The following is a 13,568-nucleotide window of genomic DNA, read 5'->3' on the forward strand; positions in this document are numbered from 1 at the left end:
CGCATCCGGCGGCAGCGTCGACTGCCCGTACCCGCGTAGGTCCGGTGTCACGACGACGTGCTGTGCGGCGAGTCTGCGGGCGACCTCGTGCCAGGTCGTGTGCGTCCGGGGATGGCCGCGGCGAACATCGATGTCAGCCCCGGTCGAGCTTGCGGGTGTCGCGCAGGTCGACGTACGGCTCGTCGGTCTCGCCATGGCCGGCCCGGATCGCCCGGCTGCGCTGCAGCTCGGCGTCGAACTCGGCGCCGAGCAGGATGGCGATGTTGCTGATCCACAGCCAGATCAGGAAGACGATGACGGCCGCGAGGCTGCCGTACGTCTTGTTGTAGGACCCGAAGTTGCCGATGTAGAAGGCGAAGGCACCGGAGGCGAGCAGCCAGATCACCACGGCCAGCACGCCGCCCGGGCTGACCCAGCGGAAGCCGCCGTGCTTGGCGTTGGGGGACGCCCAGTACAGCAGGGCGAACAGCAGGCTGATGATGAGCACCAGCACCGGCCACTTCGCGATGTTCCACACGGTCACCGCGGCCGATCCGATGCCCAGGCCCTGCCCGAGCTGGTCGGCCAGCCTGCCGGTGAACACCACCATCAGCGCGGACAAGGTGAGCAGCACGCCGGTGAGCACGGTCAGACCGATCCGGATCGGCACTGTCTTCCAGACCGGGCGACCTTCGGGTACGTCGTAGATGACGTTGGACGCCTTCATGAACACCCCGATGTAACCGGACGCGGACCACAGCGCGGCCAGGAGGCTGACGACGGCGATCAGGCCGGCGGTGCCCTGCTGGCCCTGCTGGAGACTCTCCGCGGCGCCGCGCAGGATCGAGGCGACCGCGCCGGGCGCGATGTCGGTGACGTTGTCGGTCACGGACTGGACGGTGTCCGGCCCGAACAACCGCAGGCAGGTGACGATGAGAAGCAGGCCGGGGAAGATCGACAGCACGCCGTAGTAGGTCAGCGCGGCCGCCCACACGGTGATCGAGTCATCGCCGAACTCCTTGACCACCCGCTTGAACACCGCGAGGTAGGACTCCTTCGGCAGATCGCTGAGCTCGTCCGGCCCGCGGCTGGCGGTCGGCTGGCGGGGGAGACGAGCGCGGCTCGTGTCCGCCGGAGTGCGACCTTCCTCGGTCACGTGCCTCTGCGGTGAACTCTCACGATCACGGGCCATCGGTCCCACCTCCAGGCATGGCGATGCCCAGCCGGACGCCCGACAAACCCGATCACGTCACGAGTCGACTCTCCCAGTGGACCGTGGCAGGACGAGCGCGCCGCGGCCGGGTCAGGCGCGTTCGCGGATCTTCACCGCTGTTTCCAGCATCCGCGAAGTGTTGGTGAACCAGTCCTGCAGGTTCAGGTCCACGATGAGCTCGTCCGCGCCCGCCTCTTCGGCGGTGTGGATGTCGTCCATGACCTGGTCGAGAGTGCCGACGAACGCCGATCGGTCCGGTCCTGCCGGGCGGTCGGTGAAGGTGACGTTTCCGACTACGACGAGCTCCATCCGGCTGGTGTCCCGGCCATACCCGGAAGCCATCTCGCGGATCCGGTCCCAGTTCGCGCGCAGCTCCGCGGCTCCCGCCGGCCCGGGTGTGGTGAGCAGGGGCAGCCAGCCGTCCGCACGCCTGGCGATGCGTTGCATGGCCTTAGAACTGCCGCCGCGGCCCAGGTTGCTGGCGCCGCCGGCGAGCATCACGGGGATCTTCGACACGGGCTTGGGCAGCACCGCGGCGTTGTCGATGATGACGCGAGGGCTCCGGAAGGTGACCGGGTCCGGCCCCCACACGGCATCGAACACATCCAGCGTCTCGTCGAGGAACGGGCCGCGATCGGCTCGGGTGGCGCCGGTGGCCTGGAGTCCGTCGGTGGACCAGCCGGCGCCCAGACCCGCGACCACGCGGCCGCCGCTGATCTGGTCGATTGTGGCCAGTGCCTTCGCCAGTTGGACGGGTGTGTGGAGTGCGGCGATCAGCACGGCGGTGCCGAGGCGCACCTCTTGGGTCACCACCGCCGCTGCCGTGAGGACGGCCAGGGGGTCTGCGGTCTGCCGCCCGCTTTCCGGCCACGGCACGTCCGGTGGTGCGTACGGCTCGAGGGGTGTCTCGGCGAAGAGCAGTTGTTCGTACGTCCACACACTGGCGTAACCGGCCGCTTCGGCCGTTCTGGCCGCTTCGACCAGGTCGTGTCGCAGGTCGACTCCCAATCTCTGGGGCAGACGAAGTCCGAGTTTCACCCTGAAGCCTCCGATCTAGTCGCCATTGTCGTGTCACCGCGACAGGCCGAACCTCGAATCCGAAATAGTTGGGCCGCGGTGTCGATCCGGGAGGTTCTTGTTCGACGCGTTGGGGACAGGCGCCATCACAGGACAGGAGCAGGCGATGCAGAAGATCACCCCGTACCTCTGGTTCGACGGCAAGGCAGAGGAGGCCACCGCCCACTATGTGTCCATCTTCAAGAACGCGCGGGTCGTCGATGTGGCCCGGATGGGTCCGGACGGGCCGGTGATCACCGTGACGTTCGAGCTCGACGGTCAGCGGTTCGTCGCCCTCAACGGCGGCCCGCAGTTCGCGTTCACCGAGGCCGTCTCGCTCTACATCGGCTGCGCCGACCAGGCAGAGGTCGACGAGTTGTGGGAGCGGTTGTCCGAGGGCGGCGAGAAGGGTCAGTGCGGCTGGCTCAAGGACCGTTTCGGCCTGTCATGGCAGGTCGTCCCGCACGTGTTGGGGGAGCTGATGAGCGATCCCGATCCGCGAAAGGCGGGTGCGGTCGGGCAGGCGATGATGACCATGACCAAGATCGACATTCAGGGACTGCAGGACGCGTACGACACGGTCGCATAAAGGCCGGGAGGCGGGGCGAACACGGGGGCCCCGCCGCCTGACTGATCGAGCCATTGACATACGCAATGCCGGGTGCCAACATCGCAGGCAATGGGAGCGCTCCCAGTAATCTTATGACTTTCGATGTACCGTCCCCTGCCATCGGAAGGAACACCCGTGTTCTCGTCGAACCGTTGGCGGCGCCTGGCCGCCGTCGTCGTGGCCGTGTTGGCCGGCACCGCGCTGAACGGCTCACCGGCCGCGGCCGAAGGCCCCGAACAGATCGTCAACGGCACCTTCGGCAGCGGCCACGCACCCTGGTGGGCGACCGGCAACCTGACCCTGGACTCCAGCAGCGGGCAGCTCTGCGCCGACGTGCCGGCCGGCACGGTGAACCCCTGGGACGCCATCATCGGCCAGGACAACGTGCCGCTGGTGGCCGGGGAGACCTACGAGTTCCGGTTCTTCGGCACCGCCACGCCGGCCCGGGTCGGCAAGGCGCTCATCCAGCTCCCGGTCGACCCGTACACCCAATACCTGTCGGCGACCCCGGAGCTCAGCGTCTCCGGCAACGACTACACGTACACCTTCACCTCGCCCGTCGACCTGCCCAACGCGCAGGTGGCGTTCCAGATCGGAGGCAGCGCGACCGCGTGGCGCATCTGCCTGGACAACGTCTCGCTCCAGGGCGGCGCCGAACCCGAGGAGTACGTGCCCGACACCGGTCCACGGGTACGCGTCAACCAGGTCGGCTACCTGTCCAAGGGCCCGAAGAACGCCACGCTGGTCACCGATGCCACCACGCCGCTGCCCTGGCAGCTCCGCAACGCCGCCGGCGCCGTCGTGGCGCGCGGCACGTCGACACCCCGCGGCGTCGACGCCTCGTCGGGGCAGAACGTGCAGAGCATCTCCTTCACGTCGTACGCCAAGAAGGGCACCGGCTACACCCTGGTCGCGGACGGGGAGACGAGTCGGCCGTTCGACATCGGGACCGACTTCTACGAGCGGCTGCGGATCGACGCGCTGAAGTTCTACTACACCCAGCGCAGCGGTGTCGCGATCGACGAGGCGCTGCGCCCCGGCTACGGCCGTCCCGCCGGCCACGTCGGCATCGCGCCCAACCAGGGCGACACCGCCGTCCCGTGCCAGCCCGGCGTCTGCGACTACACCCTGGACGTCTCGGGCGGCTGGTACGACGCGGGCGACCACGGCAAGTACGTCGTCAACGGCGGCATCTCGGTGCACCAGCTCATGAGCGAGTACGAGCGCTCCCTGTACTCCCGCACCGGCGAGATCCGGACCCTGCGCGACGGCACGCTGGCCCTGCCCGAGAGCGGCAACCGCGTCCCGGACATCCTCGACGAGGCCCGCTGGGAACAGGAGTTCCTGCTCAAGATGCAGGTCCCGGCCGGCCGCCCGTACGCGGGGATGGCCCATCACAAGATCCACGACGCGGCCTGGACCGGCCTGCCGCTGTTGCCCCACGTGGATCCCCAACGGCGTGAGCTGCACCCGGTCTCGACTGCCGCGACGCTCAACCTGGCCGCGACGGCGGCGCAGGCGGCCCGGGTCTTCCAGCCCTACGACCGACGCTTCGCCCAGCGCAACCTGGCCGCGGCCAAGGCGGCGTGGGCCGCCGCGAAGGCCAACCCGGCGATCTACGCGGACCCGGCCGACGGCGTGGGCGGCGGCGCGTACAACGACGACGACGTGACCGACGAGTTCTACTGGGCGGCCGCCGAGCTCTACATCTCCACCGGCGCGCGGGAGTTCCGGGACGCCATCCTGGCCTCGCCGCACCACACCGCCGACATCTGGCGCGACCGCGGCTTCGACTGGGGCCACACCGCCCAGCTCGGCCGGTTGGCGCTCGCCACGGTGCCGAACGCGCTGCCCGGCCGGGCCAAGGTGCGGGCCTCCGTAGTCGCGGGCGCCGACCGCTACCTCACGACGGCCCGGGCGCACCCCTACGGCATCCCGTACGCGCCCGCGGAGAACACGTACGACTGGGGCTCGAACAACCTGGTGCTCAACAACGCGGTCGTGCTCGCGGCGGCGTTCGACATCACCGGCAAGGGCAAGTATCGCGACGGAGTGGTGGAGACCATGGACTACCTCTTCGGCCGCAACGCGCTCAACCAGTCCTATGTGACCGGATACGGCGAGGTGGCCTCCCACAACCAGCACAGCCGCTGGTATGCCCGCCAGCTCAACCCCGACCTGCCGAACCCACCCACGGGAACACTGTCCGGCGGCCCGAACTCCTCGATCCAGGACCCGGTGGCACAACAGAAGCTCCAGGGTTGTGCGCCGCAGTTCTGCTACATCGACGACATCGAGTCATGGTCGACCAACGAGCTGACCATCAACTGGAACGCCCCGCTGGCCTGGATCGCGGCCTTCGCGGCCGACCAGGACAACGGCGACGCCCGGGGCGGCCGTTAGCATCCCGACCATGACGCGCACCACGCCACCGCGGCCGGTGGACATCGCGGAGCTGTTCCCCGAGCTACGGGAGCATTCGGCGATGGCCACCCGGCTGCATCCCCGGCCCGGTGCGCCCACCGCCGCGGACAGCTCGGTGGGCGGTCCGCTGCTCTGGCCGGCCGACGAGCCGTGGCCCGTGTGCACGGACGGCGCCGCCCACTACATCCACGCCCTCAGGTCGCCGGCGACGGTCCGGCGCAGCCGCGAGATCTACGCGGCCGCGCGGGGCCGCGCCTTCACCGAAGAAGAGCGCGCGCAGCTACCCCGGCACGACTTCTCCGAGCCGCACCACCTCGTCGCGCAGCCGATCCCGTTCGTCCCGGTCGCGCAGCTCTATCGTCGTGACATGCCGGACTTCGCCGGTCCCGACGGGGCCGACGTCTTGCAGGTCCTGTGGTGCCCGCTCGACCATCCCGAGGACAACTACACCCCCCGGGTGCGGCTCTACTGGCGGCGCAGCGCCGACGTGGTCGCTCCGCTGGAAACGCCGCCCGAGCCGCCCGTGGTCAACGACGCGTACCTGCCGGTGGCGTGTGTGGTTCATCCGGAACGCGTTCGTGAGTACGAATACGACGGCCTGCTGCCCGAGGAGGTGTGCGAGCGGATCGCCGCCTGGGAGAAGGACGACGGGCCGAGCTACGCCGGTGACCTGTCCCTGGCGCCTGGGTTCAAGGTGGGCGGCTTCGCCAGCTGGTCGCTGAGCCTGTCGGAGCCGATGAACTGCGCCGAATGCGGCGCGGCGATGACGCTGTTGTTCACCGTCGACTCCGCCGAGTGGGACCGTGACCAACCCAGCTGGCGGCCGCTGGAGGAACCGGCGGACGCGTCGGCTGTCTTCACCGAGGTGGTGATCGGCCGCGGCTACTCCCTGTACGTCTTCCGCTGCCCGGCCTCGTTCGGCCACCCGCCGGCGACCGCCATGGAGTGAGGGGCTAGGGCCTGTGTCGAAGTCGGTTGGCGCCCCGTTTAGTCCGAGTTGATCCAGACGAGTAAACCGGGGCCGTCCGGAGTGATCACCGGTATCCATGCCTCGTCGGCCTCGCGGATCCGGCTCTCGTCCAGCCGCAGGGCGTGTGGCTCCTCGTTGTGTCCATCACACGCCCAGTAGGAGATGCCGCCGATGATCTGGTGGAGCCTGTTCCGCTCCTCGTTCGGCCATGGATAGTTCCACGTGCCGGCGCCACGGAAGTCCTTCTCGAACATCTGGCGAAGTGCGGTCAAAGCGTCGGCGCCTGCTATCGGAACGAGGAAGCCCTCCACCTGCCCTTGTCGACACGCCGTGCCGCCGTACTGCTGCTGGTAGAACACGCCAGTCTGGGCTTCCACGACCACGTGAAGCCACTCGCCGGCCATCCCATCAGGGTCCAGGAAGACGAACCGTCGAGAGCTCATGGTGCGAGTCTTCCTGGTAAGCGGTCATACGCCGAACGACATTCCAAACGGACGGACCGCGCCATGAAACAGGGCCGGAGCCTGCGCCAAGTGGATCATGGCTATTCGTTGATGGCGGCGAGGTGGATCGTGGCCTCGCGCCAGTTCAAGCCCTGGCACCGACTTCGGCGCACGCCCTAGTCGCCGACGTCCGCCAGAATGCGGCGGGCGTCGGCCTCGTCGTCCGGGGCCACCAGTACGCGTACGCCGTCCTGCTGAAGCTGTGGCTCCTGGCCGCCCGCGTCATCCGTCACATACGTCGCCCGCAGGCCGTGGCTGCGCAGCAGGCCCACGGCCAGCTCCGCCTCGACACGGCTCCTGACGATCGACACCGTTACCGGCACACCTTCCACGACAGCAACAGTAGGCCGCGCCGGGCCGGGCGTCTGGGCGAATCGCGTTCCGGCACCCGGGCCGGTGGGAGTATCGGGGGATGCGCAGCCGGATCCTCACGCCGGACCAGCGGCTGCGCGTGTTCGTCAGCTCGTCGCTGACCGAGCTCGCCGAGGAGCGGCAGGCCGTGGACTCCGCCGTGCGGCGGCTGCGGCTGGTGCCGGTGATGTTCGAGCAGGGCGCCCGGCCGTACCCGCCGCGTGAGCTCTACCGGGCATATCTGGGGCAGAGCGACATCTTCGTCGGCGTGTACGGCGAGAGCTACGGCTGGATCGCGCCCGGCGACGACCTTTCCGGCCTCGCGGACGAGCTCGACCTCGCGCGCGCGCTCCCGAGACTGATCTACGTCAAGGAGCCGGCGCCCGACCGGGAACCGCGCCTGGCGACGATGCTGGAACAGGTCCGTCGCGACGGCGGCATCGTCTACCGCCGGTTCGACACCGCGCACCGGTTGCGTACGCAGGTCGAGGAGGACCTGGCGGTGTTGCTCTCCGAACGCTTCACCGTGACCCCGCCGGCCACCTGGCCGGAACCGGCCGCGTGCGTTCTCCCGTCGCCGCCGACCCCGCTGATCGGCCGCTCGGACGACCTCGCCGCGGTCGAGGCGTTGCTGACCGACGCGCACGTGCCGCTGGTCACCCTCATCGGCCCCGGCGGGATCGGGAAGACCCGGCTGGCCCTGGCGGCGGCCGACCGGGTGCTGGACCGGTTCCCGGACGGCGTCCGCTACGTCGACCTCTCCGCGACCGCCGACCCCGCTCTGGTGGGCGAGACCCTCGCCCGCAGCCTGGGCGTGCGCACCTCCGGCAGCGTGCCGCCGGTCACCGACATCGCGTCCTGGCTGCGCTCCAAGCGCCTGCTCCTCGTCGTCGACAACTTCGAACAGCTCACCGACGCGGCACCCCTGGTCGCCGACCTCCTGCGTGCGGCACCCGGGGTGACCGTCCTGGTGACCAGCCGGGCACCTCTGCGGGTGGCGGGCGAGTGGGTGTACGCCGTCCCACCGCTGCCGACGACCGGCGACGACCCGACGACCTCCTCGGCGGTGCGCCTCTTCGTCGACCGGACGCGTGCGGTCTCCGCCGACTTCGCGCTCACCCCGGACAACGCCGCCGCGGTGGTCGAGGTCGTACGCCGGCTGGACGGCCTGCCCTTGGCCATCGAGCTCGCCGCCGCGAAGACCAGGCTGCTCTCGCCCGCGGCGATCGTCGACCGGCTCGGCGACCGGTTCGACCTGCTCACCGGCGGCGCACGCGACGCGCCCGAACGGCACCGGACGCTGCGGGACACCATCGCGTGGAGCTACGACCTGCTCGGCAAGGGCGAGCGGACGCTCTTCGACCGGCTCGGCGTCTTCGCCGGCCCCTGTGACCTGTCGGCGCTCGAAGAGGTCGCCGGCCCACATCCTGACGTGTTCGCCGGCGTCGAGGCACTGGTCGAGTCGAGCCTGCTCGTGCAGCGGGCCACCCCGGACGACGAGCCCCGGTTCACGATGCTCGACTCCATCCGCGCCTTCGCGCGCGAGAAGCTGCGCGACAGCGGCGACTGGGCGGCGGTGTCCACCGCGCACGCGGGCCACTACCTGCGGTTCGCCGGCGACGTGCAACCTCGGCTGAACACCTCCGCGGCCCCGCTGTTGCTGCGCCGGCTGGAGTTCGAGCACGACAACGTGGTCGCGGCGATGGACTGGTACCTCACCCACGACGACCCCGGCGCCGCCCTGGAGATCATGTGGGCGACCTGGGTCTTCTGGTGGCGGCGCGGGCACGTCGAGGAGGGCAACCGCTACATGTCCCAGGTGCTCGACCGCGTCGACCTGCTCGACGAGCCGCAGGTCGGGATGGCGTTGATGCTGGCCGGCGGCGTCGCGCTGGTGTCCGGGCAGTTCGAGCGCGCCGAGGGCGTACTCGAGCCGGCGTTGCCGCGGCTGCGGGCCGGCGGCGAGGGCCCGCTCGCGGCGCTCGCCGCGGTGACGGTCGCCCAGCTCGCCCTCGCCCGGGGCGACCAGGAACGTGCCGACCGCTATCTGCGCGAGTGCCGCGAGCTGGAGCCCGATGTCGGCGCGGGTTGGGAGGCGAGCCTGTTCCACAGCCGGCTCGCACTGATCGCCCTTCGCCGGGGCCGGCTCGACGAGGTCGAGGACGACCTGCGCGCGGCCCTCGGGGAGGCGGTCATGGACCAGCTGTCCATGGTCGTCGCCGAGTACCTCTACGCGATCTACGCGGTCGCCCGCGGCCGGATCGAGGAGGCACGGCAGCACCTCGTCGCCGGACTGTCGGTCGCCGCGGCAGCCGGCGATGAGGGAGGGCTCGGCACGTTCCTCACCGCGGTCGCGGACCTGGACACCCGCACGGGCGACCTCGAGCGGGCGGTCCGCCTGGGCGCCGCCGCGCAGGCACTGCGTACGCCGTCGAACGAGATGTGGATGCGCGGGTTCGTGTCGCCGTGGCCGGTCACCGGCCTCGACGCCGCCGCCGTCCGCGCGCGGCTGGGTGCGGCCGCCTACGACAGCGCCTGGCAGGCCGGCGAACGCCTCGGCACTCCGGGAGCGGTGGCCGAGGCGTCCGCGGCGGGTTACGGCCGGACCACGACGCGGTCGCAGCCGTAGAACGCCACCATGGCACCGGCGACCCGCACGCGTCCGTAGACGCAACCGGACGTGTCGCCCACCTGGAAGGCGTCGGATATCGGGTCGAAGTGCAGCATCGCGTCGGTGTCGCCGTCGCGGGTACGGTCGTCCGGCTCCTGCACGTTCTCGGTGTGGATGCGGCCGTGCTTCTCGCGCGCGCCGAGCCCGGCCAGGATCCGGGACGGTGAGCCGAGTCGCAGCGTCGACCAGTCGATGGTCGTCGCGTCGATCGCGACCGGGTTGCCGTACTCGCCGGCCCCCGTGCTCAGTACGCCGACCGGCAGGACGCCGGGGTTGATGTTGACGATGTTCTCGGCGCTGCCGGGCTTGATGTTGACGGTCGCCGGCACCGCGCAGGTCACGGGCAGCGTCGCGGACCGCACGTCGTTGCCGGGAACCGCGTCGACGACGGTCGGCAGCTTCGGCGCCACCCGGGTGGTCGCCGTCAACGTGGCCGTGCCGGGCTGCGTGCAGGTGACCGTGTACGTGCGGGTCAGCCGCTGCGGTGTGCCGACCGCGACCGGCACGTCCGTCGTGACCGGCGCCGCGTCGCCGATGGTGAGACCGCCGCCCGCCGACACCTCGCGGCGCACGCGGGCGTCGCTCGGTCCGTCCGAGCCGCCGTTGGCCACGGTGCTGGCCACCGTCACCGTGATCGGTTGCCCGAGGACGCCGAACAGCGGCGCCGACGGCTCGACCGCGGTCACCGACAGGTCGCTCTCGCGGCAGTCGGGGTCGGCCGGGTTGTCCTTGCAGAACGTGCGGATCGGTGCGGCCAGGTCGACGGTCACCACCTGCTGGTTCAGGCGTACGTCGGTGACGGTCATCGCGGCCAGGGACGGGCTGAACGGCACGATGAAGTTGCCCGTGCCGTTGGGTCGGATGCCCTTGCTGCCGTTCGGCCCTCCGTCCAGGCGCCACAGTGGACTCCAGGCGTTGATGCGGTCGAGCTCCGCACCATCCACATCGGTCAGTCGGAGGCGCAGGATCGGTGGTTCTCCGGAGTGCCCGCGGGCCCGCTGGGTGCTGACCGTGGTCGACAGGACGTGGGCCTGGGTGCGGCTGTCGAACCGGACGCGGGCGACGAGCGCCTTGGCCGGGTCGGTGTCGTAGTCGAAGACCGGCACGGGGATCGTCGCCGGGTCAGGTGGGGGAGCCTGTTCGGCGAACGCACCGCCGGCGGCGCCGACCAGCAGGATTCCGGCGGCCGCCGCGAGCAGGATTTTGCGTATCATCGCTGTCTCTCCTCTCAGCACTTCGCGATGCGGCAGTCGCCGAAGATCAGGTTGAACCGCCGGATGTCGGCCGCGTTCGGTGGACCGTTGTCGTTCATGACGTCGTCGTTCATGAGCCCGGTCGTCAGGTCGCCTGGCTCGGAGGTGTAGTAGACGTCGCCGTCCTCCTCCAGCGCGCGGCAGGCGTCGCGCACCCGGCCCAGGTTGGGTGCGTCGGCGTCGCAGCCCTCGTCGCCGGCCAGGTCCTCGTAGACGTTCGGCGCGACCTCGTTGTAGAAGTAGGCCGCGTCGCAGCAGTACTCGTCGGCGAGGCCGAACGGCACGTGACCCATCTCGTGCCGGACACCGCCCATCGCGTCCGGGCGCACCAGGTTGACGGAGGCGATGTGGTCGTCGGGCATCCCGAAGTCGCGCAGCGGGCCCTTGCGGTGCAGGATCACGCCGACGTCGGCGAAGGCGAAGATCTCGTCCCACAGCACCGGCAGGTCGTGGTCGTCGTCGCTGGAGAAGTCAACCGCCTTGCCGGAGTTGTCCTGCAACAGCCAGAAGTTGAACAGATCCTGGTTGGTCAGGAACGGGTCGAATCCGAAGACCCCCGTGTCGATCACCGTGGAGACGTCGGTCTGGAACATCGGGTTGAGGCCGATCGGACCTGGACCGGTGTACGTCTCGCGGTCGGCGATCAGTACGACGTCGATCCGGCTTCCCGGGCCGCCCGTGTAGAGGATCGGCACCGCGGGCTTAGGGAACGTGAAGTTCGGCGTCGGGTCACCGACCGTCGTGCGCCGCCAACCGGAGAAGATGGTCGTGGCGCCCGCGGTGAGCCGGCACCCGTAGGTGAAGTTCGGCGCGGCCGCCGTGAGAGTGCGGGTGAACGTGCCCACCCCCGATGTCGTCTGCCGATCTGTCGGGCTCAGCCAGATCTCCAGCGAGCTCGGCACCACGGTCGGCATGAGCGCCCCGTCGAGCGCCGTCGCGGTGATCGTCACGGTCTGGCCGGGCTGCGGCCACGCGGGTGAATGGGTGCAGGCGATCCGCAGCCCCGGTGCGCTGGCCGGCGGGTCGACGGCGATCGTGACGGTGAGCTCCGCCCGGTCGTCGCCGTTGCCGGAGCGCACGATCGGCGTGCCGCAGGCGACCGGAGCCTCGCCCTCGACTGACGCCTGGCAGGGCGCCACCGTCACGTCGGCGAGCAGGGCATTGGCGCCGGTCGGTGAGACGTCGTACTGGTTGTCGTCCAGACAGAACCCGCCGTCCTCGTCCCAGGCCTCGACGACGACGGGCAGGAACGCCGCGCCGTCGCGCTGGGGGAGCGTCGCCACGTCGAGGTTCGGCACGGAGAACTCCCAGTCCGGCTCGATGTCGCTGATTCCCTCGCGGTCGTCCTGGTCGTCGGTGTCCTCGTTGTTGAACGCCACCCCGTTGATCCAGACCTTGACGTACCAGTCGACACGGCCGCAGAGGCCCTCGTCGTCACTGGATATCGCCCTGATCCGGTTGACCGTGACCTTCGCGTTGACCAGCGGCACGGCGCTGGCGGGCGGGCTCACCACCACGAACAGTCCGGTTACGACGGCCAGCGCCGTCAGCAGGGTCATAATGCGTCGTCGCACGTTTTCCCCCTCCTCGTCGGGATCCCCGATGGGCCCCGCCCTGCGGAGGAGGTGGTGCGATCGATTGATACGGATCGTCGCCCGATCGTGGCGCGTGTCCTAGGTCACTGCCTCGCGGGCCGTGGACGGCGGGCGGAAATCATGCCGGAGCATTCAGCGTTCGTACGGGTGAAGTGATCAAGTGGGGAGAGGTCCGCAGCGGTGTTCAGGTCGATGATGAAGTCCAAGATCCACCGTGCGACGGTGACCCAGGCCGACCTGCACTATGTGGGCTCGGTCACGATCAGCGCGGACCTGATGGAAGCCGCCGATCTCCTGCCGGGTGAGCGGGTCGACGTGCTCGACATCGACAACGGATCACGGCTGACCACCTACGTGATCGAGGGTCCCCGCGACTCGGGGGTCATCGGCATCAACGGAGCGGCCGCCCGCCTGATCAGCCCCGGCGACAAGGTCATCATCGTCGCGTACGCGTGGCTGCCGGACGCCGAGGCGCGACAGTTCGCACCCCGGGTGGTCTTCGTGGACGACACCAACGCGATCGTCACCACCGGCGCGGACCCGGCGGACGTCCCTGACGGCTACGGCCTCGTCCCCGGCAACGAGCTGGCCTAACCGGTCACCCGCCAACCGCGGCGCCGCAGCTCGGCCAACAGCCTGCCGGGGCGCGCGGCCCAGAAGACCACGTCGTCGTGGTGACCGCGTACGACGAACTTGACGCCGTTGGTCAGCCAGGACACGCGACCGAACCGCGAGATCGAGATCAGGGTTTCGGGCGTGACGTAGAGCTCTCCGAGCAGGGACGAGATCGTGATGTAGCTGTCCGCGAAACGGATGCGGGCGAACGGCCACGTCGCGAACCGGTTGGTCGCGGGACGCCGAGGATCGGTGCCCCAGTGCTCGATGTGCGAGACGCTTCCCCGGACGCTGTACTCGTCGTCGGAGTCGCGCTGCGCCGTCATCC

Annotated in this window: 12 protein-coding genes; 5 read left to right on the plus strand and 7 right to left on the minus strand. The window is 70.0% G+C overall.

From position 1 onward, the window contains the following. Positions 1 to 133 precede the first annotated feature (133 nt). Together BLV39_RS24225 and BLV39_RS24230 are read right to left on the minus strand one after the other, a co-directional pair. Positions 134 to 1,171: a YihY/virulence factor BrkB family protein gene (locus tag BLV39_RS24225; protein ID WP_090797846.1), complete on the minus strand. Its 1,038-nt coding sequence runs from the start codon at positions 1,169 to 1,171 to the stop codon at positions 134 to 136. Positions 1,172 to 1,282: 111 nt separating this feature from the next. Next, a complete protein-coding gene (locus BLV39_RS24230; protein ID WP_090797848.1) occupies positions 1,283 to 2,230 on the minus strand; it encodes a TIGR03619 family F420-dependent LLM class oxidoreductase in 948 nt (315 codons plus the stop codon). Between the two features lie 145 nt (positions 2,231 to 2,375). On the opposite strand from BLV39_RS24230, the gene BLV39_RS24235 reads away from it, so the two are divergent. The 3 genes from BLV39_RS24235 to BLV39_RS24245 all read left to right on the plus strand — a co-directional run bounded on the left by BLV39_RS24235 (position 2,376) and on the right by BLV39_RS24245 (position 6,231). Then, positions 2,376 to 2,837 carry a VOC family protein gene (locus BLV39_RS24235; protein ID WP_090800511.1) on the plus strand — a complete coding sequence of 154 codons (462 nt, stop codon included), beginning with the start codon at positions 2,376 to 2,378 and terminating at the stop codon, positions 2,835 to 2,837. Between the two features lie 156 nt (positions 2,838 to 2,993). After that, positions 2,994 to 5,261, plus strand: coding sequence for a glycoside hydrolase family 9 protein (locus BLV39_RS24240; RefSeq protein WP_275414244.1), 2,268 nt, complete (start codon positions 2,994 to 2,996; stop codon positions 5,259 to 5,261). 10 nt (positions 5,262 to 5,271) lie between these two features. Next, entirely contained in the window at positions 5,272 to 6,231 is a 960-nt protein-coding gene (locus BLV39_RS24245) for a hypothetical protein (protein ID WP_090797853.1), read from the plus strand. Positions 6,232 to 6,269: 38 nt separating this feature from the next. Here the strand turns inward: BLV39_RS24245 and BLV39_RS24250 are convergent, their stop codons facing one another. Together BLV39_RS24250 and BLV39_RS24255 are read right to left on the minus strand one after the other, a co-directional pair. Beyond that, a complete protein-coding gene (locus BLV39_RS24250) occupies positions 6,270 to 6,695 on the minus strand; it encodes a DUF6210 family protein (protein WP_143049863.1) in 426 nt (141 codons plus the stop codon). Between the two features lie 176 nt (positions 6,696 to 6,871). Continuing rightward, the gene (locus BLV39_RS24255; protein ID WP_090797859.1) at positions 6,872 to 7,066 is read right to left on the minus strand and encodes a putative signal transducing protein; all 195 of its coding nucleotides are present in this window, start codon (positions 7,064 to 7,066) and stop codon (positions 6,872 to 6,874) included. A gap of 101 nt (positions 7,067 to 7,167) precedes the next feature. Between BLV39_RS24255 and BLV39_RS24260 the strand changes: the two genes are divergently transcribed. After that, the gene (locus tag BLV39_RS24260) at positions 7,168 to 9,735 is read left to right on the plus strand and encodes an ATP-binding protein (RefSeq protein WP_090797862.1); all 2,568 of its coding nucleotides are present in this window, start codon (positions 7,168 to 7,170) and stop codon (positions 9,733 to 9,735) included. Here BLV39_RS24260 and BLV39_RS24265 read toward each other — a convergent pair. Further along, on the minus strand, positions 9,702 to 10,991 hold the full coding sequence (locus BLV39_RS24265) for a hypothetical protein (RefSeq protein WP_090797865.1): 1,290 nt from the start codon (positions 10,989 to 10,991) through the stop codon (positions 9,702 to 9,704). The genes BLV39_RS24260 and BLV39_RS24265 overlap by 34 nt on opposite strands. Before the next feature lie 14 nt (positions 10,992 to 11,005). Continuing rightward, on the minus strand, positions 11,006 to 12,604 hold the full coding sequence (locus tag BLV39_RS24270; protein ID WP_143049865.1) for a hypothetical protein: 1,599 nt from the start codon (positions 12,602 to 12,604) through the stop codon (positions 11,006 to 11,008). A 201-nt stretch (positions 12,605 to 12,805) separates the two neighbouring features. Here BLV39_RS24270 and panD point away from each other — a divergent pair, with 201 nt between their 5' ends. After that, positions 12,806 to 13,219 carry an aspartate 1-decarboxylase gene (gene panD / locus BLV39_RS24275; protein WP_090797872.1) on the plus strand — a complete coding sequence of 138 codons (414 nt, stop codon included), beginning with the start codon at positions 12,806 to 12,808 and terminating at the stop codon, positions 13,217 to 13,219. On the opposite strand, the gene BLV39_RS24280 is transcribed toward panD, so the two are convergent. Further along, positions 13,216 to 13,566, minus strand: a complete 351-nt coding sequence (locus BLV39_RS24280; protein WP_090797876.1) for a hypothetical protein — start codon at positions 13,564 to 13,566, stop codon at positions 13,216 to 13,218. The genes panD and BLV39_RS24280 overlap by 4 nt on opposite strands. Between the last annotated feature and the right edge of the window lie 2 nt (positions 13,567 to 13,568).

This window comes from Asanoa ishikariensis (assembly GCF_900107455.1).
Classification (GTDB): Bacteria; Actinomycetota; Actinomycetes; order Mycobacteriales; family Micromonosporaceae; genus Asanoa; species Asanoa ishikariensis.